Raw genomic sequence first — 22,239 nt, forward strand, 5'->3', positions numbered from 1 at the left:
CATGGAATCCGGGTTCCGGCTCAAGACCTCTCTCCTGGCTCACGGTCGGAGACATCGGCGGCGCCGACGCCGGCCCCGAAGGGCAGCGGGTGGGTGCGGCACAGGGCGGCCACCTCGGCCGTCACCCGGTCGCGCACCACGGGGTCGGTGCGGAACTCGGTGTCACCGAGCACGGTCGTCGCGCTGAGCACGTCGTGGAGCAGAGCGGCGCAGACCCGCATCTGATCCGGCCCCATGCCCCGCTGCGCCAGCACGTTCGTGCCCAGACGCAGACCGCTGGCGACGAGCGGCGCCTTGGTGTCCTTCGGGATGCGGTTGCGGTTCGTGAGGATCCCGCACTCCTCCAGGGCGCGCTCGGCGACCACACCGGTCATGCCGCGGTCGAGCATGTCCAGGAGCACCATGTGGTTCTCGGTACCGCCGGTCAGGACCCGGTATCCGGCCTCGCCCAGGGCGTCGGAGAGCGCCGCGGCGTCCGCACGGACCAGCCGCATCGTGTCCCCGAACGCCGGCTCCGCCACCAGCTTGAGCGCGTGGGCCTTCGCGGCGACCGACGCGGGGCTCGGCGTGCCCTGGGACTGCGGGAACACCGCGCGCTGCATCAGCCGGGAGAGCGGGGTGCGGCGGGCGTCCGGGCCGGGAGTCAGGTGCTCCTCCCCGATCAGGATCAGCCCCCCGCGCGGCCCGCCCAGCTGCTTGTACGTACTGGTGGTCGTGACGTGCGCCAGATCGATGGGGCTGGGGTGCTCCCCGGAGGCCACCAGACCGGCGATGTGCGAGATGTCGGCCACCAGATACGCCCCGACCGAGTCCGCGATGGCGCGGAACCGGGCGAAGTCCAGGATCCGCGGATAGGCGCTGGCTCCGGCGATGAGCACCTTGGGACGGTGAGCGAGGGCCAGCTCGGCCACCTGGTCGTAGTCGATGAACCCCTGGTCGTCCAGGCCGTAGTGCACCGCCCGGTAGTGGTGACCGGTCACCGACGCGGCGGACCCGTGCGTGAGATGCCCGCCGGAGTCCAGGTCGAGGGCGAGCAGAACACCGCCCGGGGGCAGCAGCGCGGCCAGCACCGCCTGGTTGGCGGAGGAGCAGGAATGCGGCTGCACATTGGCGTAACGGGCGCCGAAGGCACGCTTGGCCCGGTCGACGGCGAGTCGCTCCACACCGTCGAACCGCTCCGCACCGGGGTGGTAGCGAGCCCCCGGATAGCCCTCGGCCGTCACGTTCGACAGGGCGGCGCCGCCCGCGGCCAGCACCGCGGGGCCCGCGGCGCTGGCGGACGCCACCATGGCGAGGGTCATGGCCTGCCGCTCCACCTCCCGGTCGAGGAACAGGGCCAGCTCGGGGTCGGTCCCGGTCAGCAGCTCCATCCCCCGGCGAAGCAGCACCGCCTGCGCGGAGCCGGAGCCGTTCTGCGGCGCGGGCAGGGGCGCCGGCGCGGGTGCTGCGGGCGTCGGCGGCACGGGCTGCGACGGGGACGGGATCGAGACCCGCGGGACGTCAAGCACGCGTACCCGCCTTCGACTCCACCAGCGTGTCGATGGCCGTGGCGACCGTGGCGACCGAGGCACCGCCGTACAGGAGCCGGACGTTGACCTTGACCCCGAAGTGCTTGTTGAGCCGGCTCACCACCCGCATCGCCTGCAGCGAATTGCCGCCCAGCTCGAAGAAGTTGCTGTCCGCGCTGACCTGCGTCACGGACAGAACGGTGCCGAACACCTCGGCCACCTTCTCCTCGGTCGCCGTCACCGGGGCGACGAAGCTCGCCGTCCCGTCGCCCGAACCGGACACCGGAGCCGGCAGCTTGGTGCGGTCGATCTTGCGGGCCGGGGTCAGCGGGAACTCCGCCAGCTCCACCCACCCGGTCGGCACCATGTACTCGGGCATCGTCGCGCCCAGGTGCTCACGGAGCTCCGCCACCGTCGGCGAGATGTCACCGAGCACCGTGTAGTACGCGACGAGCTGCTTCTCCCCGTAGTCCTCGCGCAGCAGCACCAGGGCCATCCGGACCTTCGGGTGCGTCAGCAGGCCGGACTCGATCTCACCGAGCTCGATCCGCAGCCCGCGCAGCTTCACCTGGTTGTCGAGCCGCCCGATGAAGTCGATCTGGAGATCACGGGTCCAGCGCACCAGGTCGCCGGTGCGGTAGACCCGGCCCTTGCCCAGGAACGGGTCGGGGACGAACTTCTCCTCCGTCAGCTCCGGCAGGTTGAGGTAGCCGCGCGCGAGGCCGTCGTCGCCGCCGATCAGCAGCTCGCCCGGCACGCCGACCGGCACCAGGTTGAACTCCTTGTCCACCACGTAGTGCAGCCGGCTGAACTCGGGCCGGCCGATGGGCGGCGAGGACTGCCACTCCTTGTGCTCGCACAGGTACTCGGTGGTCGCCACCGACGCCTCGGTGGGGCCGTAGAGGTTCACGAACTTCCGGCCCGGCAGGTTCCACTTGTTGACCAGATCGGCCGGCAGCGCCTCCGCCCCGCCCATGATGTACTTCAGATGCGGGTACGGCCCCGCCTCGACCACGGAGAGGATCGCCGGGGAAAGACCCGCGTAGGTCACCCGCTGGTCACGCATCAGGGCCCCCAGGGCCTCCGGCGACGAGGCGTCCTCCGGAGCCACGAGCACGAGCGCCGAGCCGCTGATCAGACCCGCGAAGATCTCGCCCTGGGACATGTCGAAGGTCAGCGCGGGCAGCTGCAGGAGCCGGTCCTCGGTGTTCCACTCGCCGAAGCTGCGCCGGTACGCCTCGATGAACATGCGCAGGCCGCGCTGCTCGATCATCACGCCCTTGGGCCGCCCGGTGGAGCCGGAGGTGTAGAGGACGTAGACCATGGAGGCGGGCTGCGCCCACTCCTCGAGCGGCTCGTCGTCCGGCTGCGCCTCGATGACGTCCCAGTCCGCGTCGATCCGGACGGTCTCCCAGCCGCACGACTCCGGCAGGTCGCCGAGCGAGGCGGCCCGGGTGATGACCAGCGGGCTCTTGGTGTCCCGCAACATGTGGTCGAGGCGGGCGTTGGGGTGCGAGGGGTCGATGATGGTGTAGGCGGCGCCGGAGACCATGACACCCAGGATCGCGACCAGCGCGTCCAGGTCGCGGTCCATGGCGATGGCCACGACCTCCTCCTGGCGCACCCCGCGGGAACGGATGTACCGGGCGAGCTTGCCGGCCCGGCGCATCAGTTCGCCGTACGTCATCTCCACGCCGCGGCAGACCGCGGCGACCAGGTCGGGGTTCTCCTCGGCGATCCGGGCGATCGTCGCGTGCACCGGCTCCGTGGTGTAGTCGAAGTCGGCGCCGCGTCCCACCTCCAGGAGCTCGGCGCGCTCGGCCTCGGAGAGCATCGGCAGCGCGGAGACCGGGGTCTCCGGGGCGTCCGCGGCGGCGTCGAGCACCGTGCGGAAGTGGTCGATCATCGCCTCGACGCGCCAGCGGTCGTAGAGGTCGGTGGCGAACTCGACGATGAGGCGCAGGCGTTCGGCGCCCTCGATGAAGCTGAAGGACAGGTCGAACCGCGAGCGCGAGGTGGCCAGCGTGATCGACTCGGACGACAGACCGCTCAGTTCGAGGGAGTCGCCGGTGCTGGCCTCGCCGAGGAGCTGGCAGGCGATCTGGAAGAGCGGGTTGCGTCCCGCGTCCCGGGTCGTCTGCACGCGGTCGACGACGTGGTCGAACGGCACGTCCTGGTTGTCGTACATGTCCAGGTTCGCGTCGGCGATCCGCTCGAGGAGCTCGGTGAACGTGACACCGCCCGACAGGTCGCACCGCAGCACCGTCATGTTGATGAACAGGCCTACGACGTCCTCGAGTTCGGGGTCGGTGCGGCCGAGCATGGGCACCCCGAGGGCGATGTCGTCCTGGCCGCTGTACCGGCTCAGTACGACGTTCAGGGCCGCGGCCACCACCATGTACAGGGAGGCGCCCTGCTCGTGCGCCAAGGCCCGGGCCTTGGTGAGCAGTTCGACGGGGAAGTCGACCACGAAGGTCTCGCCGTTCTGCGTGGGCTCCGGCGGCCGGAGCCGGTCGGCGGGCAGTTCGAGCGCTTCGAGGCCGGCCAGCCGCTCCTCCCAGAACTTCAGCTCCTCCTCCCAGACGCCGTCGGCCCGCTGCTTGCGCTGCCGCTGGATGTGGTCGACGTAGCCGATGGACAGTTCGGGCAGCGAGGGCGCCCGGCCCGCGGCCAGGTCGTCGTAGGCCGCGGAGATCTCCCGGCTGATCACACCGCCGGACCAGCCGTCGGTGATGATGTGGTGGAAGCTGAGGCTGAGCACGTGGTGGTCGGCGGCCAGCCGGAACAGCTGGAACCGGGAGATCGGCCCCGCGGCCAGGTCGAACGGCGTGTCCGCCTCGGTCTGCAGCGCCTCGCGCAGCGCGCTCTCGGCCTCATCGGGGCCCAGCTCGGAGAGGTCCCGGAGCGGCAGCGGCCGGTCCTCGGCGGGCGACACGACCTGGTAGGGGACGCCGTCCGCCGCGTGGAAGGTGACCCGGAGCTGCTCGTGGCGCTTCACGAGCAGGTTGATGGCGCCTTCCAGGGCGGCCGTGTCGAGCGGGCCGCGCAGCCGGTAGGCCACCGGGACGTTGTAGGTGGTCTCACCGGGGCTCATCTGGTCCAGGAACCACAACTGTTCCTGGCCGAAGGACAGTTGGATGTTCGACTCGTCAGTGTGCATGCTCATCGTCACAGAACTCCGTTTTGGGGCATGGCAGGGCAGGGCAGGGCGAAGCAGGTCAGGGCAGCGTGGAGGGAGGTCGAGGACGCGGCAGGGCGGGGCGCGGCAGCGCGGCGCATCGGCCTGGGGCGCGGAAGTGAGGAACTCAAGGGTCCTGACGGGCCGGGGCGGCGGCCCCCGCGGCGGGGGCCGGGGCCAGGGGGCCGGAGCCCCGGCGGGTCAGCGGACCGGGGCGGGGCCGGCCGGGGCGGTGGAGGGTCTGAGGACCCGCTCCACGCGGCTCAGTCCTTCGGCCACCGCCTCGGGGGACCGCGCGAAGCAGATCCGGAAGCCGTCACTGGCTCCGAGGGTCTCGCCGGGCATCAGCAGGACGCCCAGGTCCAGTGCTCTGCGGCACATCGCGAGGGGTTCCTCCCCCGTGGTGAGCCAGAGCCAGGCGAAGGGGGTGCCCTCGGGCTCCACGAGGGTCACCGCGTCCGCGTTGCGCCGGGCGAAGTCCCGTACGAGGGTGAGCCCGGCTTCGGTGACCTCGTGGTACGTGCGCAGATGGTCCTCGCGGTGGGCCAGGACGTCGCAGGCCAGGGTCTCGCACAGCACCGAGTTGGAGATGGTGGACAGGAACTTGCGCCGTGCGCAGCTCTCCACGACGGCCGGCGGACCGTAGAGCCAGCCGACCCGCAGCCCGGGAAAGCCGTACACCTTGGACAGGCTGGACACGGAGATCACCCGGTCGCTGCCGACGGCCGCTGAGCGCGAGAGGTCGAGCGCGTACTCCTCGTCGAGCAGCAGATGGGCTCCGGTGCGCGCCGCGAGGGCGGCCAGACCGCGCAGGTCGTCCTCCCCGATGCGCCGGCCGGTCGGATTGCACGGGCTGTTGGCGACGATCAGCCGCACGTCCGGCCCGGCCACCGCCTCGGCGGCCTCGACGTCGAAGCTCAGGTCCGGGCGGAATCCGACGAGGTCGACCCGGGCGCCCAGCTCGGGCGGCACGTCCCAGGACTGCTGCCAGCCCGGCCGGAAGGCGATCACTCGCGACCCGGGGGTCAGCAGCGCCGCGTACACGAGGTAGAGCGCCTGTTGGGCGCCCTGGGTGATGAGCACCGATTCGGCCGAGCCGCCGTACAGGCCGGCGACCGCCTCGCGCAGGGCGCCGAGGCCCCGGTCGTGTCCGTAGTCCAGTTCGAGGCCGGCCGGCACCTTGAGGGAGTCGAGGCGCCCGGGGAGCATGTTGCTGTCGCCGAGGTCGATGTCGAAGCGCCCTGCGGCGTCCTCGAACACCCACCGCTGGATCGGGTAGTCACGCGTCGTCCGCGCGTGCGGGGAGGGGCTCACCGTACGGTCTTCGCCGGCGTCGTCCGGTCGAGCCGGGCGCGCAGGGCGGGCGCGAAGGAGCCGGCCGCCACCTGCTCGGCGTCTCCCGTCATGGTGACGTGGCCGTCCTCGGCCACGCTGATCTCCACCGTGCCGCCGGGCATCCTGACCTCCACCCGGGCTTCGCAGAGCCCCAGTTCGCGGGCGGCGGACACCGCCGCGCAGGCGCCGGCGCCGGACGCCGTCACGTACCCGGCGCCGCGCTCGAAGACCTCGAGCTCCATCACGGACCGGTTCACCATGCGCATGAACTGCACGTTGGTGCGGTCAGGGAAGCGCTCGTGACCGGCGATCCCGGGGCCGAGCCGCCGGGCGAGCTCCGCCGTCGGGGTGTCGTCCACCCGTACGACCGTGTGCGGATTGCCGTTGTACACGCAGGTGACGGTCAGTTCGTCGCCGTCCACGGCGAGCGGCACGTTCACCGCGCGCCCGGCGAGCGGAGTCCCGTCCTCGCGGAGCAGGGACACGTCGGCGGCGTCGAAGCCGGGCCGCCCCATGCCCACCTCCACCCGTCCCTCGGACGCGTCGAGGACCCGTACGGGGGAGTCGCCGGCGGCCGTACGAAGGGTGAACTCGCCTCCGTCGGCCCAAACGCCGGGCTCCTGCCCGGCGAGGTGGAGCGCGAACATCCGCAGACCGTTGCCGCTTCTGCCGCAGTCGGATCCGTCGGAGTTGTACAGGTCGAGCGAGACCGGGGCGCCGGGGCGGGGCTGCTCCAGCGGCCCGTAGAGAAGTCCGTCGGCACCGATGCCCAGCCGCCGGTCGCAGACCAGCCGGATCGCCTCACGGCTCACGGGGAAGTCGGTGTGGCGGGGGTCGATCACCAAGTAGTCGTTGCCTGCTGCCTGGTATTTGAAGAAGTCGTTCACGGATGAACTCCCTTGGCTGCGGGGCGCGGCGCCGCCCCGAGGCGTGGTGCCTCGCCCCGGGGCGGCGCCCGGTTTCACTGCTCGGAGAGCGCGGCGCTGTCGTGCTCCTCGCCGTACCACTTCTCCGCCCACCGGGAGAACGCGATGATGACGATGTCCCGGTGGCCGGGGCCGCCGTCGGCGGACAGCACGTCGGTGACGTCGTGCGCGAGCGCCCGGTCGTCCAGGAGGACCGCCTGGCCCGGCTCCAGCGTGCCGGCCCAGAAGGGCTCGTCGGCCCCGGGGTTCCACAGACGGGTCTGGCCGCCGGCCACGTTCACCTTGTTGAGGACCGCGATCATCACGAACTCGTGGCCGTCGTGGTGGACGCCCTCCGGGGTGAGCGGGCCCGGCTTGCCGCCCTCGGCGCGGGTCCGGTTCTGGTGGACGTTGATCTGCCAGTCCTCGGACCGGTCGAGACCCAGCTCGCGGACGCCGTGCTCGATCAGCGGCGTGAAGTCCACCTTGATCGGCTCGTAGACGCGACGGATGCCGCCGCCGACCGAGTTGAACTTCTTGTAGGTCGTGTAGTCCCGGTGCGCGAGACGCTCGAACGACCACCCGTCACTGCCCTGGGGGCTGAGGCGGTACTGCGAGAACCGCTTGAAGCGGGTGCCGTTGCCCATGTACTCGTCGACCGGGCAGTCGTCGTAGCTGGGCAGGATGTCGGCGGAGATGTCGGGCAGGTCGATGATGACGAAGCGTTCGCTGCCAAGGGCCATGGTCTCTCCTCCAGAGAAGATGAAGTCGTCGGACGTCAGGCGGCGACGGACGGGATGCGCTCGTCCAGGTACGCGGCAGAGGAGTTGAGCCGCCAGAGGATGCCGCGGGCGATCGCGCGCCGCATGTCCGCGGACTCGGCGGCGGGCAGCACCACGTTGTGGAACCAGCCCTGCGCGTGCTGCGAGTCGATCGTGATGTGCAGCTTGTGATAGGTGATGCCGACCTCGGGCAGACCGAGGCGCTCCCAGGCGTGCACGACCTGGACGAACCGGTCGGGTGCCATCCACTCGGTCATGCCCAGGAAGCCCACGGCCTCGGCGTACAGGGCGCGCTGGCGGCACAGCATGACGGCGAGGTTGCCGTTGAGCAGGGAGGTCGCGGTGAGCGACCGGCTCAGCTCGTCCTCGGAGATCTCGAAGACCTCGTAGATCTTGTTGAAGAGGTGGGTGTGGACCTGGGCGTGGTCGCCGTTGCCCATCTCGTCCCAGAAGTTGGCGGCGATCTCCATCTTGGCCGCGCCGGCCGTGCCCACCTGCATCATGGCGAGCAGGTCGTCGAAGCGGCCGTCGACGACCGACTCCTGCATCACGTAGTTCCGCAGGTCGTCGTGCGAGGCCGCGTTGCGGATGAACTCGTGGTAGTACGGGTGCTTGTACACCCGGTGGTTCCGGGCCGTGTTCTTGAGCCAGGTCAGGTACTCCCGCGGCTCCGTAGGCGCCTCTTCGATCAGCCCCGGCTCGATCAGGGCGTCCTGGGCGGCGGCGGTGGCGGTCTCGAGGAGCCTGCCTATCTCGTACACGACGACCGAGCCCTCGGCGGTCTGCCCCTGCGGGATCTTGGTGTACAGCTGGTAGATCCGGTCGAGGAGGTACTGCTGGGCGTACAGGGCGCTGTTGTCGCCCGAGGCCGCAGCGGCGTTGATGTCGGCCACCTCACCCAGGACGCGGCTCCGCTCGCCGCCCGACAGGGCGTCGACCTTCTCGGGTGCGGAACCGAGCCATGCGCACACCGTGTCCACGGTGGACAGGAACGGGTCATTGGGTACGGTCAGACCCTTGGAGCCGCCGACTTCTGGCATGTGTTTCCCCTTGGACTCACTGGACGAATCAGATTTCCGACGCGCGGTCTGTGCACCGTCGCCAGAAAGGGCGACGGTTGGCCTGCCATTGCTCGTACTGCGGCGAAACGTTCTTGCGGGGCCGCAGCGGTGGCGGGCGCTGCCATTCTGCAAGGGGCCCACTGGACGGAATATGTACGTGCTCTGTACGACCGCCGGGCCCTCGCCGCCGGCCTTGGTGTACGGCCCTGGCCGCCGGGCTACGCCGGCAGTCGCCCTGGTGGACGACCGTCTCGGCGGACGTCGGCACGGATGGTGCGCGTGAGCGAGGAGTGGACGGATGCCGGCCTGTACGGGGCGGCTGCGCGTCGAGCGGGGCGACCTCGGGCCGGCCCGCTGGCTGACCGGACGCCGGCCCGGGTACGGCGAGTTCGGAACCGTCGGCGGGGTCGCCGCACCAGGATTCGCCGCATACGCGCGCGTGTTGCACCCCGCGGCCCGCGCCGAGCGCCCCGTGCGCTGGGGGACCGTCGCCGCCGCCTACGGGCGGAGCGTCGGGGCGCTGACCGACTGGCACGAGGTGATCGGCGTGGACCGGTTCTACCAGAACGACGAGGAGTACGGCCTGACCGGGGTGTGGGACGAGCATCCGGCAGAAGGCCCCACGCCGGGCGAGGTGGCGCGGGAACTGATCCCCGTACCGGCCCGGCACACGGACACGCCGGAGCGGTGCTGGTTCGGGTTGTGGCACGGCTACGGCCGCCGGGAATGGCCCGGGATCCCGACCTTCCCGACGCCGGAGCGGGACGAGATCCTCCTGTCGGGAGCGCCGGCCGACGCCATGTCCCCTCCCGAGGCCGAGCCGTTCGACGAACTGCCGGACCTGTGGTGGCCGCAGGACAGGGCCTGGTGCGTGGGCGGGGACGTCGATCTGGTGAGCACGTACGTGTGCGGCTCGGAGGACCTGATCACCGAACTGCTCGCGACGCCCGGCCTGGAGGTCCACCGCGTGTCGTCAGGGGACCGGGTCGGCTGACCGGCCGCAGGTGCCGCGGCGTAGCGAATGGGTGATCCTTGGAGCATGGGTGCCAACCGTCGTGGGCTCCTGCGCAGGGGCCGGTCCGGGGTCCGCGGTGTGCGCGCCGTGGTCGCCGCCGCTGTCGCCGCCGTGATCACCGTCGTCGCGGTGGCCGCGGGCGTCGCTCTGCGCGGCGCCGACGCGGGCGGCACGCCTGCCGGTGTCCGCGGCGCGGACGGTACGACCGCCGCGGTCCGCGGCGCGCAGGTGACGCCTGCCGGCGTCCACGGCGCGGACGCGACGTCCGCCGGTGTCCACGCCCCGTCGGCGGCCCCGCCGCCGCCCTCGCCGTCGGCGCCCACGCCCCACCCCACCGCCTCTCCCGTCGCGGCGGAGGTGTCCGTACCGTCGATCGGGGTCGAAGCACTGGACGTCGTGCCGTACGAGGGCACGACCGACGACCGGGCGGGAACCCGGATCCAGGACCGGGGTGTCGCTGCCAGCCCCTACGGCGAGCACGGGGGCGTCGGGCCGGGGGACGTCGGCAACTATCTGGTGACCGCCCACAGGCTCTCCGCCGGCGGGCCGCTGCGTGATCTGCCCGCGGTCGACGTGGGGGACCTGGTGCGTGTCACCGCCGGGGGCACGGTCTACACGTACGAGATCGTCGAGACGCGGGAGACGTCCTTCCGCTCGGAGCGCTCGCTCGCCGAGCAGCGGGCCGCCGTGCCGGGCGAACCGGGGAAGAAGCCCACCCGAGCCATGATCACCCTCTCGACGTGCGCGACGCCGGAGGACGACGCGGCGGGCAACTTCTGGCGGGACGCCCAGGGCAACCCCGAGCACCGGATCGACAAGATAGGCGTCCTGACGTCGAAGCGGCCGGCGTAGGGCCCGTCCTCCGGTGGGGGACAGGCCCTGGGGCACTCGCCGGCCGGTGCGGCGCGCGGGGGGTGGGAGCGGCGGGAGCGGAGCGCGCGATGGGAGCGGCGGATTCCGCCGCAGGGGTAGAAATCGCTTTCTGTCCCCGGCATGCTGTCCGCCACCGCGCCGGGCCGCCCGCGCGCCCGTCCCCCGGAGGTTCCTCCCCTCATGCCCTCCTCCGCCCCCACGCCCCCTGCCTTCGCGTCCCGCCGAGGCCTCCTGCGCGCGGCCCTCGGCGCCGCCGTCGTCGCCCCGCTCGCGATACCGGCCGCCGCGACCGCCGCACACGCCGCCGACGCGTACGACACCCTGCGCCTGACCTGGCGGGACCTGCTCCTCGGCACGAACGTCGTGCCGACCGCCGAACCCTTCGCCTCGAAGCTCGCCGCGCTCGGCGCCACCGCCGGCGACCTCCGCTCCGCCATGGCCCCGGCGAACGGCTCCCTCTGGCCAGACCTGCCGTATGCCGACCCCGAACCGGACACGGACGCCGAGTCGTACACGTACTCGGGCAACCTCAACACCAGCTACAACCGGCTCCGCACCCTCGCCGAGGCGTACTCCCAGCCCGGCACCGGACTCACCGGCGACCCGACCCTGCGCGCCGAGATCCTCGCCGGCCTCGACCACCTCCACGACCAGGCGTACCACGCGAACCAGGTGCGCTACGGCAACTGGTACAACTGGCAGATAGGCATCCCGCAGGCGCTGCTCGACATCGACGTCCTCCTGTACGACGTCCTCGGCGCGACCCGCGTCGCGGCACACTGCGCCGCCGTCGACCACTTCGTCCCCGACAGCGCGGTCGCGAGCTACACCGGCACCTCCACCGGGGCCAACCGGGTCGACCTCTGCCGGGTCCTCGCGCTCCGCGGAGTCGTCGGAAAGTCCTCCGCGAAGCTGTCCCGGGCCCGCGACGCGCTTTCCCCGGTCTTCCCGTACGTCACGTCCGGCGACGGTCTCCACGCCGACGGCAGCTTCATCCAGCACACGTACGTCCCCTACGCCGCTTCCTACGGCGCCGTCATGCTCGGCGGGCTCTCGATGCTCTTCGCCCTGCTCAAGGGATCGGCGTGGGAGGTCACCGACAGCGGCCGGCAGGTGGTGTTCGACTCCGTCGAGAAGGCCTACGCGCCCTTCCTCTTCAACGGCCTGGCCATGGACGCCGTCGCGGGGCGCGCGATCAGCCGCGGCGTGCAGCGGACGGACACCAGGGGCGTCCGCCAGGACGACCACCTGCGGGGCCACGGGATCATCGCGTGCGTCGCGCTGCTCGCCCGGAGCGCCTCGGCCGCCGAGAAGGCCCGCTGGGACGGCATGGTCAAGGGCTGGATCGCACGCGACCACTTCAGCCCGCTGCTCGCCGACCCTGCCCTCGGTGTCGCCGCGCTCGCCCGCCTCAAGGCCGTCCAGGACGGCACGGCCCCGGCGAGCCCCGAACCGTCCGGTCACCGTCTCTTCCCCGGCATGGACCGCGCCGTGCACCGCCGCGCCGGGTGGGCGGCGTCGCTCTCCATGGCGTCGAACCGGATCACGTACTACGAGAACGGCAACGGCGAGAACCTGCGCGCCTGGCACAGCGGCTCCGGAATGCTCTACTGGTGGGGCGACGACTTCGCCAACGGGCAGTACAGCGATCACTTCTGGCCCACCGTCGACCCCTACCGGCTGCCCGGCACCACGGCCTCCCGCAAGCCGCTCGCCGACGGCGAGGGCGGGACCTGGGGCGCGGCCCGGCCCGATGTGCGCTGGGTCGGCGGGACGACGGACGGCACGTACGCGGCCGTGGGGCAGTACCTCAAGGGGCTGTCGTCCACGCTCCTGGCCAAGAAGTCCTGGTTCTTCCTCGACGACGCGGTCGTCTGCCTCGGTGCGGGGATCCACGGCCGCGACGGCGCCGGTGTCGAGTCGGTCGTGGAGAACCGCAACCTCGGCGGGACGGGAGTCCATGCCTTCACCGTCGACGGCGCGGCCCAGCCCACGACGCTCGGCTGGAGCGCCACCCTCACGGGCGCCCGATGGGCCCACCTCGCCGGTTTCGCGGGCTACGTCTTCCCCGGCGGCGCCACGGCGCTCAAGGCCCTGCGCCAGGCCCGCACGGGTGCCTGGTCGGACATCAACAAGGGGGCCGAGACCTCGCCCCACACGCGCCGGTACCTCACGCTCTGGCTCGACCACGGCACCGATCCGACGTGGGCGGCCTACTCGTACGTCCTGATGCCGGGCGCCACCCAGGCGGAGACGGCGGCGCGCGCGGCGGACACGGGGTGGCTCACCGTCCTCGCCAACGCCAACGAACAGCAGGGCGTACGGGTCCCCGCGCTCGGCTTCACCGGCGTCAACTTCTGGCTCGCCGGCACCGTCGGCGACGTCACGGCCGCCGCCCCCGCGTCCGTGCTGATCCGCGAGTCCGGCACCACCGCCACGATCTGCGTCTCGGGCCCCCTGCGCGACGGGGCGCCGATCGACCTGACCTGGAACCGCCCCGTGCCGGCGGTGGTGTCCAAGGACCCCACGGTCCAGGTGCTGTCCACGGGATCCGCGCTCACCCTGCGGATCACTCCCGGCACGCTCGCCGCCACGCACAGGGCGGTCGTCAGCCTGGGGTGAGAGGGGAGCTGGAACGTGTGGGCCATTGGCTTCGCCCGGCCACCCGACGCGCTGTCGCAGTGGGCCGATGGCCCACCGTTTCCACGGTCGGTTGAGCCGTCGTACCCCCTTCCGTCTATCCTTGTAGCCATCACATACCTTCGGCGCCGCGCAGCGCCGTCCGGCGACGAGGCCGGACCGGCCCGCGGTGCCTTCGTCGTGTCCGAGCCCCCACCACCCCCGGGGGCCCTCGCGCGCGGCGAGGAACATGACAAGGGGGGCGGGATTGGCCGCCGTGCGGAAGTACTTCATGGCCCCGGACCCGGGACGCGTCCGACTCAGGGTGTCGACGCGCGCCGTTCTCGGCATCACGCTCGCCGTCGCTCTCGCGGAGCTCCTCGGCCTCTCCCTGACCGCCTCCATCACCGCCGGTCTCGCCGCTCTGCTCGCCCTCTTCACGGTCGGCGACTCCACCGTCCGCCGCCAGGCCGTCACCACCGCCCTGCTGCCGGCGGTCGGCTTCCCCGTCCTCGCGCTCGCCACCTTCCTGCACGGCGCCCCACTCCTGCGGGACGCGAGCTGGCTGCTCGTCGTCTTCGCCGGCGTGTACGCCCGCCGGTGGGGACCGCGCGGTCACGCCCTCGGCATCTTCGCGTTCATGCAGTTCTTCGTGACGCAGTTCCTGCACGCGCTCCCCTCCCAGCTTCCCGAGCTGTACGCCGCCGTCGCCCTCGCGCTGCTCGCCGTCGGAGCGGTCCGTTTCGTGGCCTGGTGCATCGAGCGGCACGTGCCGCCGCCGGGCGCGCCCGCCCCGCTGCCCGGAACGGGCCTGGCCCGCCCCACCACCCGCCAGGCCTTCCAGGCCACGGCCGCCTGCGCCGTGGCCCTCGCCGCCGGCCAGCTGATCTCGCACGAGCGCTGGTACTGGGCCGTCGGCACCGCCTGGTGGATCTTCGTCAACACCGCCTCGCGCGGCGAGACGCTCGTCCGGGGCTTCCGCCGCGTCCTCGGCACCGTCGCCGGCATCGCCGCCGGCCTGCTGATCGCCGTCCCGCTGGGCGGCGCGACCGCCCCCACCGCCCTGCTCGTCGCCGTGTGCGTCTTCGGGATCTTCTACACCGCCCCGCTCTCGTACAGCTGGATGATGTTCTTCGTCACCGTCATGGCGGGACTGCTCTACGGGCTGCTCGGCGTCCTGCACCCCGGCCTGCTGCTCCTGCGCTTCCAGGAGACCGCCGTCGGCGCGATCGGCGCCGCGATCGGCGTCGCCCTGCTGCCGGTGACCACACACGCCGCCACCAACGCCTGGATCGAGCGGGCCGTGACGTGCGTGCACACCTGCACCACCGCCGCCGCCCGGCGCCTCGCGGGCGACCCGGGCGTCGACCCGGCGCCGCACGCCGCCGAGCTGGAGATCCTGCTCGGCCGGGTCCGGCTCTCCCTCGCGCCGCTCGTGCACCCCCTGAACCCGCTGCGGGCCCGCAAGGCCCGCGCGCGCCGGGTGCTCGCGCTCCTGGACGACTGCGCCCGCGAGATCCGGGGCCTCGCCGCCGTCGCGGCCGACCCGGACGCCTCGCACGACGCCCGGCTCGTGGCCGCCGCCTGGCGCGTGGAAGCCGCGGTCCACGCCCTCGTGCCCCCGGCGGGGCCGGGGCGGACGCCGGTGGCCGAGGCCGTCGGCGTACCGCACCACCACCCCGGCGCGGAGGCGGCCCTCGGCCATCTGCACGGCCTGGAGCAGGCCCTCGTCGGCCTGGCGGCACCCCTCAAGACCGACGTCCGCGCCCCGCTGGTGCCGGCCGCCTGAGCACCCCGCACCGTTGGTCTAGACCGCCTGCTACCGTCGGCCGGACGACGGCCGGTCGACCGCGACCGGCCCAGGGGACAGGGGAGGCGCCGTGCGCGACACGGGAACGGCAGACACGGTTCAGGGGCGGAGCGCGGTACGGGCGTACATCGGCTCCTTCACCTCGGCCGGCGGGCGCGGCGTCCTGGCCGCCGACGTGGACGAGGAGACCGGCGCGCTGACCGTCACGGGCGGCAGCGACGCCGTCGCCGACCCCTCGTTCCTCGCCCTCGCGGGCCCGGTGCTGCACGCCGTGTCCGAGACCGACGCGGGGGCCGTCGCCGCCTTCGACGTCACAGGACCCGCCCCCCGGCCGCTCGGCGCGCCCGTCCCCGTCGAAGGCGCGGCCCCCACCCACCTCGCCGTCACCGCCGGCCACCTCCTCACCGCCAACTACGCCTCCGGCAGCGTCACCGCCCTGCCGCTGGCCGAGGACGGCACCGCCCGCCCCGCCACGACCGTCCTGCGGCACGAGGGCGCAGGACCGGTCGCCGCGCGCCAGGCCGCCCCGCACGCCCACCAGGTGCTCCCCGACCCCGGCGGCCGGTGGGTCGTCAGCGTGGACCTCGGGACCGACTCCGTACGGATCTGCGCCCTCGACCCCGCCACCGGGGCGCTCACCCTGCACGGCGAGACCGCGCTGCGTCCCGGCACAGGCCCGCGCCACCTCGCCTTCCACCCGGCCGGCACGCACGCGTACGTCCTGAACGAGCTGGAGCCCACCCTCACGGTCTGCCGCTGGGACGCGGCCGCCGGCGTGCTCGAACCGCTCGACGAGGCCCCCGTCGTCCCCGACCTCGTCCCCGACCTCGTCCCCGAGGAGGCCACAGGTGCCGCCTACCCCTCCGAGGTCGTCGTCGCCCCGGACGGACGGTTCCTCTGGGCCGCCGTCCGGGGCACCGACACCATCGCCGTGCTCGCCCTCGACGCGGACGGCATCGGGGCCTCCCTCGCGGCCACCGTGCCCTGCGGCGGCAGCTGGCCCCGGGACCTGACCCTCGCCCCGTCCGGACGGCACCTGTACGCGGCCAACGAGCGCTCCGGCGACGTCACCTGGTTCACCCTCGACCCCGTGACCGGGATCCCCTCGCGCGCGGGCTCGATCGAGGCCCCGGCGGCCTCCTGCGTCGTCTTCGGCTGAACCGGCGGGACCGGCGGGGCTCGGGACCCCGTTCGTACGTCGAAGGGCCCGCACCGGACATCCGGTGCGGGCCCTTCGACGTACGGGCAGGGGCGCGGGCGCGGGCCTCAGAGCGAGGACGAGCCCTGCTGCTGGGGGATGCCGAGGGTCGCCGTGTACTGCGAGAGCACCAGCTTGCCGATCGCCGGGTAGGCGCCCAGCGGCTCGGCCGCGGCGCACCCGGCCTCCTTCGAGGCCTCGTCGAGCAGCCCCTCGGGCAGCTCGGGACCGATCAGGTACGGGGCGAGGGCCAGCTGCTCCGAGCCCGCGGCGCGCAGCTGATCCGCGATGGAGGCGATCGAACCCTCCTGGTCGAGCGCGGCGGCCATCACCGGAACGGCGAGGCGCGCGGCGAGCAGCATGCCGGTGATCCCCGCGGCCTGCACGGCCTCCTCGCCGCCCACCGTGGCCAGGATGATGCCGTCGGCGGCCGTCGCCACCGTGAACAGCCGGGCGCGGTCGGCACGGGCAAGACCCGCCTCCGACAGACGCACGTGCAGCGCCTCGGCGAGCAGCGGGTGCGGGCCGAGGACGTCCGTCAGCTCGGCGGTGTTGCCGGCGTCCATGACGGCCTGGCGCACCTGGCGCATCTGGGCGCTGTCCGGACCGGCGAGCAGCGGGACGACGACCGAGGCCGGGCCCGTCGGGGCGGTGACCTCACGGCCGGCGGCCACGGCCAGCTCGTACCGCTCGGTGCGCAGCGACGCGGCGGTCGCGAGCATCGTCGCGAGCGACGGGAGCTCGATGTCGTCGCCCTCCAGGAAGCCGATCAGGGCTTCGAGGCCGGGCAGCTCGGAACGCGCGATGCTCACGACCTCCTCGGCCAGCGAGCGTATGGCGGCGGAGGGCGCGCCGGGCACAGCGAGAACCAGTGCGGGAGCGCCCTCGGGCGCCGCCGCGGGTTCGGGGCGACGGTGCCGCCCGGACTGACGGGGTCGAGGCATTCGTACAGGCAGGCCGGAAGCAGGCCCAGTGGGGGAGCTCATGGCGCCGCATGCTACTGGTTTCGCCCGGTGTGCCGTCGGGTGAGGTACGGTCACGCGCCTTCTGCCCCCCTATGTCCCCCCTGGGTGCGGCCCCCCGCCCCCTCTGGGGTCGAGACACAGGCTCCCACCTGGGCGGATGCCCGCGACCTTCGACTGTGTCCGCACCCTCGCCTACGACGCCGTGTCGCCGAACAGACGGAGCAGCGAGGGGTCCTCCGGAAGCCGCAGGGTGCCGGAGGCCAGTCCCGCCGCGAGCGCGACGGCCCCCGCAAGCGGATCCCCGGCCGGATCCACCGTCCGGGCGTGCGGCAGCCGCTCCCGGAGCGCCGTGCGCAGCGGTACGAGCAGGGCGTCGCCCATCCTGAACAGGCCTCCGGTCAGTGCCACCACAGCTCCGGGCGCGACGGGGCACACCGCCTCAGCGGCGTCGGCGATGTGACCGGCCGCCCGCGCCAGGATGTCCGCCGCCACCGGGTCCTCGGCGGCGCACCGCCCCACCTCGGGAGCGAAGGAGGCGAGCACGGCGGGCCGGTCCGTACGGGGGTACAGCACGCCCGGCAGCCCGGCCACCGGCCCGAACACCTTCTCCGCGCGGAACAGGAGCGCCGCCGAGCCGCCGCGCCGCCCGTCGTGCGCCCGCATCGCCGCCTCCAGGCCGGCCCGGCCGATCCAGGCGCCGCTGCCGCAGTCGCCGAGGAGGTGGCCCCAGCCGTCGGCCCGCCGCCAGGAGGTCAGATCCGTCCCGAGGGCGATCATGCCCGTCCCGCCGGCCACGACGGCGCCGGGCCGCTGCCCGAGCGCCCCGGCGTACGCGGTGACCGCGTCGGCCGCGAGCGCGAGCCGCCCGACCCCCCATGCCTCGGCGAGCGCACCCGGCAGTTCGGCGCGCAGCTCGTCCCCGAGGGTCGCCATCCCGGCGGCGCCCACGGCCACGGCGACCACCGGCCGCCCGCCGTGGGGCTCCGCCAGGGCCCGGACGGCGGGCAGGACCTGTTCGAGGAGGTGCCGGGCGGAGATCCCGCCAGGACCGGTCCGTACCGGCTCCCGCGAGGCGCGGGTGCCGAGCACGGCACCGTCGGCCGCCTCGGCCAGGGCGACCCGAATCCCCGACCCCCCGGAGTCGACACCGACGACCAGACCGCCGGTGGGGCCGGCAGGGCCTGCGGGGGCGAAGGGCTCGTTCATGGACACCACGGTGCACCGTCCTCGCGTCGAGTGGGGCGGGGGAGACGCCCGGACCGGATGGTCACTGTAGGCCGGTAGAGTGACGGTCCGTGACAGCGCGACCGTTGAAGGAACTGGTGGAGCCCGGCTGGGCGGAGGCCCTCGGCCCCGTCGCGGGGCGGGTGGCCGAGATGGGCGACTTCCTGCGTGCGGAGATCGCCGCGGGCCGGACGTACCTGCCATCAGGGCAGAACGTCCTGCGGGCCTTCCAGCAACCCTTCGACGAGGTGCGGGTGCTGATCGTCGGTCAGGACCCCTATCCCACGCCGGGGATGGCGATCGGACTGAGTTTCGCGGTCGCGCCCGAGGTCCGCTCGCTGCCGGGGAGCCTGGAGAACATCTTCCGGGAGCTGCACACCGACCTCGGCATGCCGCGGCCGTCGAACGGCGACCTGACCCCCTGGACCCGGCAGGGCGTCCTGCTCCTCAACAGGGCGCTGACCACCGCCCCCCGCAAGCCGGCCGCCCACCGCGGCAAGGGCTGGGAAGAGGTCACCGAGCAGGCCATCCGCGCCCTCGCCGCCCGGGGCAAGCCGCTGGTGTCGATCCTGTGGGGCCGCGACGCGCGCAACGCCCGCCCGCTCCTCGGTGACCTGCCGGCGATCGAGTCCGCGCACCCGTCCCCGATGTCGGCGGACCGCGGCTTCTTCGGCTCCCGGCCCTTCAGCCGCGCGAACGAGCTGCTCCTGAAGCAGGGCGCCCAGCCGGTGGACTGGCGCCTGCCCTGATCCCGGGACCCCGGCCGTGACCCCGGGGCCACGGTGCTCCAGGACACTCGTGGCCCCGGCCTCCGCCTCCGCCCCCGCCCCCCCGGCCCCCAGGCTCAGATCACCGCCGCCCGGACGCACAGGACGTCAGGCAGGTGCTCGGCGAGGAGTCGCCAGCTGTCGCCGTCGTCCGCGCTGGCGTACAGCTCGCCGTTGCGGTTGCCGAAGTAGACGCCCGCCGGGTCCGCGTCGTCCGTGCACAGCGCGTCCCGCAGCACGGTGCCGTAGTGGTCGCCCTCGGGCAGCCCCCGCGCCAGCGGTTCCCAGCTGGCTCCGGCGTCGGTCGTGCGGTAGACCCGGCAGCGGCGGCCGGCCGGGACCCGGTCGGAGTCCGCGGTGATCGGGAAGACATAGGCCGTGTCCGGCCGGTGCGGGTGCGCGGCGACCGCGAACCCGAAGTCGGAGGGCAGCCCGGCGCCGATGTCGGACCAGCTGGCCCCCGCGTCGTCGCTGCGGAACACGCCCCAGTGGTTCTGGAGGTAGAGGCGGTCCAGGTTGCCCGCGTCCTGGGCGATCTTGTGCACGCACTGACCGAACTCGGGGTTCGGGTCCGGCAGGAACACCGCCGACACGCCCTGGTTGGAGGGCTCCCACGCGGCCCCGCCGTCCCGGGAGCGGAACACTCCCGCGGTGGACACCGCGACCGTCACGGCCTCCGGGTCGCGCCGGTCGGTCACGACCGTGTGCACGGCCTCGCCGCCCCCGCCCGGCACCCACCGGGAGCGGGTCGGGTGCTCCCACAGCGGGCGGACGAGCTCGAAGGACTCCCCTCCGTCCGTCGACCGGAAGAGCGCCGCCGGCTCCGTCCCCGCGTACACGACGCCGGGGGAGTGGCGCGGTGCCGGGTGCAGCTGCCAGACGCGCTCGAGGGAGGCCCCGGTGTCCTCGGGGAACCTGACCGCCGGTCGCGCCGGTTCGGCCCAGGTCCTGCCGAGGTCGTCGGAGTGGAAGACCGACGGCCCCCAGTGGAGGCTGTCCCCGCCCGCGAGGAGGCGCGGGGTCGGTCCCCTGGTGTCGATGGCGACCGAGTAGACCGCCTGTGCGGGGAACGCCGGATCGTCGAACTCCCACCGGCCGTCACGCCTGCGGCCGATGAAGAGTCCCTTGCGGGTGCCTACGGTGAGGAGTACGTCGGGCATGACTGCGACCTCCAGGACGCCGTTGTCGCGGATACGGGCCAGTCTGCACCCGGCCACTGACAACGGCTCCCGGACACTCCCGCGCCCGGCCCCCGGAACGCGAACCCCCGGTTCGTGCCGCTCAGATCGCCCAGGCGTACGGCGCCGGAGTCGCGGGAGCCTCCGCGCCGAGGTCGCGGGCGGCGCGACGGGCCCAGGAGGCGTCGCGCAGCAGCTCACGGCCGAGGAGGACCGCGTCTGCCTCGCCGTTGGAGAGGATCTTCTCGGCCTGGCCGCTCTCGGTGATCAGACCGACGGCGGCCACCGGCAGTCCGGTCTCCGCCTTGACGCGGGCGGCGAACGGCACCTGGTAGCCGGGGCCCACCGGGATCTCGGCCGGTCCGCCGTTGCCGCCGCTGGAGACGTCGAGGAGGTCGACGCCGTGGTCGCGGAGCAGCGCCGCGAACCGTACGGTCTCGTCGGCCGTCCAGCCCTGCTCCCCCAGCCAGTCGGTGGCCGAGACGCGGAAGAAGACGGGGAGTTCCTCGGGCCACACGGACCGGACGGCCTCGACGACCTCGAGGGCGAGGCGGGTCCGGTTCTCGAAGGAACCGCCGTACGCGTCGGTGCGGTGGTTGCTGTGCGGGGAGAGGAACTCGCCGATGAGGTAGCCGTGGGCGCCGTGCACCTCGACGACCTCGAAGCCGGCGTCGAGGGCGCGGCGGGCCGCGTCCGCGAACTGCCCGGTGATCTCCCGGATCGCGTCCACGGTCAGCTCGGTCGGCACCGGATGGCCCTCGGCGAACTCGACGGGGCTCGGTCCGACGGGCTGCCAGCCGGGGCCGCCGTCGGGAACGGGCCCGCGGCCCTCCCACGGGCGGTTCGTCGAGGCCTTGCGTCCCGCGTGGCCGATCTGGATGCCGGGCACCGTGCCGTGCTCCTTGAGGAAGGCGGCGATCCGGCGCAGGCCCTCGGTCTGGGTGTCGTTCCAGAGGCCGAGGTCCGCGGGGCTGATGCGTCCCTCGGGGGCGACGGCGGTCGCCTCGACCAGGATGAGTCCGATGCCGCCGGTGGCCCGGGCGGCGTAGTGGGCGAAGTGCCAGTCCGTCGCCACGCCCGCGTTCGGTCCGGTCATGTCCGCCGAGTACTGGCACATCGGTGCCATCCAGACCCGGTTGGGCACGGTCAGGGACCGCAGGGTGTAGGGCTCGAACAGGGCGACGCTCATGACGGACTCCGTTTCGGGATGCCTCGAAGGACCCTTGTACGGTACCCATCGTAGTACGGCGTCTGTCAAACTACGAGGGTTCTCGTACAATGGGCCGCATCCCGGATGAAGTGGAGCCGCCGCCATGACGACCGCCACCAGCCCCCGTGCCCTCGAACACCCCCCGCGTGACCGGATCCGTCTCGAAGCGGTGCTGCACGCGCTCTCGGACCCGGTACGCCTGCGCATCGTGCGGGACATGGCGCGCGAGGGCACCGAACTGAGCTGCTCGTACTTCGACCTCCCGGTGACCAAGTCCACGACGACGCACCACTTCAGGGTGCTGCGCGAGAGCGGCGTCATCCAGCAGATGTACCGCGGCACGGCCAAGCTCAACGCCCTGCGCGGCGAGGACCTCGACGCCCTCTTCCCCGGCCTCCTCGACACCGTCCTGACGGCCGCCGACGCCCAGGCCGTCCGCACGGAGGGGGCGGCCTAGGGCCTGTCTTTTGGATCAGGCCCTGGGGTCTCGCCCCAAGGGGTGCGGCAAGACGCCCCCTAGGGGTCGTCTTCAAAGGCGGTCTGGTGATGAGGGATCATGCTTGTCGTGGTGCGTCGTCATGAGCTTTCGGATGCCGAGTGGGCTGTGTTGT

17 protein-coding genes are annotated in these 22,239 nt (G+C 73.1%); 7 read left to right on the forward strand and 10 right to left on the reverse strand.

What is annotated here, in order from left to right; all coding sequences use genetic code 11:
• Positions 1 to 20 precede the first annotated feature (20 nt).
• The 6 genes from glyA to ACIA8N_RS30890 form a co-directional block, all read right to left on the reverse strand.
• The gene (gene glyA / locus ACIA8N_RS30865; protein WP_365785778.1) at positions 21 to 1,508 is read right to left on the reverse strand and encodes a serine hydroxymethyltransferase; all 1,488 of its coding nucleotides are present in this window, start codon (positions 1,506 to 1,508) and stop codon (positions 21 to 23) included.
• Positions 1,501 to 4,674, reverse strand: a complete 3,174-nt coding sequence (locus ACIA8N_RS30870; RefSeq protein ID WP_365785780.1) for an amino acid adenylation domain-containing protein — start codon at positions 4,672 to 4,674, stop codon at positions 1,501 to 1,503. The genes glyA and ACIA8N_RS30870 overlap by 8 nt, the downstream gene beginning before the upstream one ends.
• A 213-nt stretch (positions 4,675 to 4,887) precedes the next feature.
• Positions 4,888 to 6,000 carry a pyridoxal phosphate-dependent aminotransferase gene (locus tag ACIA8N_RS30875; protein WP_365785782.1) on the reverse strand — a complete coding sequence of 371 codons (1,113 nt, stop codon included), beginning with the start codon at positions 5,998 to 6,000 and terminating at the stop codon, positions 4,888 to 4,890.
• Positions 5,997 to 6,908, reverse strand: coding sequence for a diaminopimelate epimerase (dapF, locus tag ACIA8N_RS30880; protein ID WP_365785784.1), 912 nt, complete (start codon positions 6,906 to 6,908; stop codon positions 5,997 to 5,999). Before dapF ends, ACIA8N_RS30875 begins: the two co-directional genes overlap by 4 nt.
• A 74-nt stretch (positions 6,909 to 6,982) precedes the next feature.
• Positions 6,983 to 7,669 (reverse strand): 2OG-Fe dioxygenase family protein, encoded by a 687-nt coding sequence (locus ACIA8N_RS30885; protein WP_365785786.1) that lies wholly within the window; start codon positions 7,667 to 7,669, stop codon positions 6,983 to 6,985.
• A 35-nt stretch (positions 7,670 to 7,704) separates the two neighbouring features.
• Positions 7,705 to 8,748, reverse strand: a complete 1,044-nt coding sequence (locus ACIA8N_RS30890; protein WP_365785788.1) for an iron-containing redox enzyme family protein — start codon at positions 8,746 to 8,748, stop codon at positions 7,705 to 7,707.
• A gap of 319 nt (positions 8,749 to 9,067) precedes the next feature.
• Between ACIA8N_RS30890 and ACIA8N_RS30895 the strand changes: the two genes are divergently transcribed.
• The 5 genes from ACIA8N_RS30895 to ACIA8N_RS30915 all read left to right on the forward strand — a co-directional run bounded on the left by ACIA8N_RS30895 (position 9,068) and on the right by ACIA8N_RS30915 (position 16,245).
• On the forward strand, positions 9,068 to 9,763 hold the full coding sequence (locus ACIA8N_RS30895; protein ID WP_365785790.1) for a hypothetical protein: 696 nt from the start codon (positions 9,068 to 9,070) through the stop codon (positions 9,761 to 9,763).
• Positions 9,764 to 9,808: 45 nt separating this feature from the next.
• Entirely contained in the window at positions 9,809 to 10,636 is an 828-nt protein-coding gene (locus ACIA8N_RS30900; protein WP_399416835.1) for a class E sortase, read from the forward strand.
• Between the two features lie 201 nt (positions 10,637 to 10,837).
• On the forward strand, positions 10,838 to 13,279 hold the full coding sequence (locus ACIA8N_RS30905) for a polysaccharide lyase 8 family protein (protein ID WP_365785792.1): 2,442 nt from the start codon (positions 10,838 to 10,840) through the stop codon (positions 13,277 to 13,279).
• Positions 13,280 to 13,526: 247 nt separating this feature from the next.
• Positions 13,527 to 15,065, forward strand: coding sequence for an FUSC family protein (locus tag ACIA8N_RS30910; RefSeq protein WP_365785794.1), 1,539 nt, complete (start codon positions 13,527 to 13,529; stop codon positions 15,063 to 15,065).
• A gap of 91 nt (positions 15,066 to 15,156) precedes the next feature.
• On the forward strand, positions 15,157 to 16,245 hold the full coding sequence (locus ACIA8N_RS30915; RefSeq protein ID WP_365785796.1) for a lactonase family protein: 1,089 nt from the start codon (positions 15,157 to 15,159) through the stop codon (positions 16,243 to 16,245).
• Positions 16,246 to 16,352: 107 nt separating this feature from the next.
• Here ACIA8N_RS30915 and ACIA8N_RS30920 read toward each other — a convergent pair whose 3' ends face one another.
• Both ACIA8N_RS30920 and ACIA8N_RS30925 read right to left on the reverse strand, forming a co-directional pair.
• Positions 16,353 to 17,270 carry a hypothetical protein gene (locus ACIA8N_RS30920; RefSeq protein ID WP_365785798.1) on the reverse strand — a complete coding sequence of 306 codons (918 nt, stop codon included), beginning with the start codon at positions 17,268 to 17,270 and terminating at the stop codon, positions 16,353 to 16,355.
• Between the two features lie 171 nt (positions 17,271 to 17,441).
• Positions 17,442 to 18,455 carry a BadF/BadG/BcrA/BcrD ATPase family protein gene (locus ACIA8N_RS30925; protein ID WP_365785800.1) on the reverse strand — a complete coding sequence of 338 codons (1,014 nt, stop codon included), beginning with the start codon at positions 18,453 to 18,455 and terminating at the stop codon, positions 17,442 to 17,444.
• 89 nt (positions 18,456 to 18,544) lie between these two features.
• Between ACIA8N_RS30925 and ACIA8N_RS30930 the strand changes: the two genes are divergently transcribed.
• Positions 18,545 to 19,222, forward strand: coding sequence for a uracil-DNA glycosylase (locus tag ACIA8N_RS30930; protein ID WP_030546211.1), 678 nt, complete (start codon positions 18,545 to 18,547; stop codon positions 19,220 to 19,222).
• A 95-nt stretch (positions 19,223 to 19,317) separates the two neighbouring features.
• Here ACIA8N_RS30930 and ACIA8N_RS30935 read toward each other — a convergent pair whose 3' ends face one another.
• Together ACIA8N_RS30935 and ACIA8N_RS30940 are read right to left on the reverse strand one after the other, a co-directional pair.
• On the reverse strand, positions 19,318 to 20,400 hold the full coding sequence (locus tag ACIA8N_RS30935) for an exo-alpha-sialidase (RefSeq protein ID WP_365785802.1): 1,083 nt from the start codon (positions 20,398 to 20,400) through the stop codon (positions 19,318 to 19,320).
• Positions 20,401 to 20,521: 121 nt separating this feature from the next.
• Positions 20,522 to 21,607 (reverse strand): NADH:flavin oxidoreductase/NADH oxidase, encoded by a 1,086-nt coding sequence (locus ACIA8N_RS30940; protein ID WP_365785804.1) that lies wholly within the window; start codon positions 21,605 to 21,607, stop codon positions 20,522 to 20,524.
• A 124-nt stretch (positions 21,608 to 21,731) separates the two neighbouring features.
• On the opposite strand from ACIA8N_RS30940, the gene ACIA8N_RS30945 reads away from it, so the two are divergent.
• Positions 21,732 to 22,085, forward strand: coding sequence for a transcriptional regulator (locus tag ACIA8N_RS30945; RefSeq protein ID WP_365785806.1), 354 nt, complete (start codon positions 21,732 to 21,734; stop codon positions 22,083 to 22,085).
• The last annotated feature ends 154 nt before the right edge of the window (positions 22,086 to 22,239 follow it).

Origin of the sequence: Streptomyces sp. NPDC051822 (assembly GCF_044452745.1) — a bacterium.
Taxonomy (GTDB): Bacteria; Actinomycetota; Actinomycetes; order Streptomycetales; family Streptomycetaceae; genus Streptomyces.

Bases quoted from the DNA above. Each gene is read 5' to 3' on its own strand.
- ACIA8N_RS30920 (WP_365785798.1), bottom strand. From the start codon at position 17,270: ATGAGCTCCCCCACTGGGCCTGCTTCCGGCCTGCCTGTACGAATGCCT.
- ACIA8N_RS30870 (WP_365785780.1), bottom strand. From the start codon at position 4,674: ATGAGCATGCACACTGACGAGTCGAACATCCAACTGTCCTTCGGCCAG.
- ACIA8N_RS30905 (WP_365785792.1), top strand. From the start codon at position 10,838: ATGCCCTCCTCCGCCCCCACGCCCCCTGCCTTCGCGTCCCGCCGAGGC.
- ACIA8N_RS30940 (WP_365785804.1), bottom strand. From the start codon at position 21,607: ATGAGCGTCGCCCTGTTCGAGCCCTACACCCTGCGGTCCCTGACCGTG.
- ACIA8N_RS30925 (WP_365785800.1), bottom strand. From the start codon at position 18,455: ATGAACGAGCCCTTCGCCCCCGCAGGCCCTGCCGGCCCCACCGGCGGT.
- ACIA8N_RS30900 (WP_399416835.1), top strand. From the start codon at position 9,809: ATGGGTGCCAACCGTCGTGGGCTCCTGCGCAGGGGCCGGTCCGGGGTC.
- ACIA8N_RS30935 (WP_365785802.1), bottom strand. From the start codon at position 20,400: ATGCCCGACGTACTCCTCACCGTAGGCACCCGCAAGGGACTCTTCATC.
- ACIA8N_RS30895 (WP_365785790.1), top strand. From the start codon at position 9,068: ATGCCGGCCTGTACGGGGCGGCTGCGCGTCGAGCGGGGCGACCTCGGG.
- ACIA8N_RS30890 (WP_365785788.1), bottom strand. From the start codon at position 8,748: ATGCCAGAAGTCGGCGGCTCCAAGGGTCTGACCGTACCCAATGACCCG.
- ACIA8N_RS30945 (WP_365785806.1), top strand. From the start codon at position 21,732: ATGACGACCGCCACCAGCCCCCGTGCCCTCGAACACCCCCCGCGTGAC.
- ACIA8N_RS30910 (WP_365785794.1), top strand. From the start codon at position 13,527: ATGACAAGGGGGGCGGGATTGGCCGCCGTGCGGAAGTACTTCATGGCC.
- ACIA8N_RS30885 (WP_365785786.1), bottom strand. From the start codon at position 7,669: ATGGCCCTTGGCAGCGAACGCTTCGTCATCATCGACCTGCCCGACATC.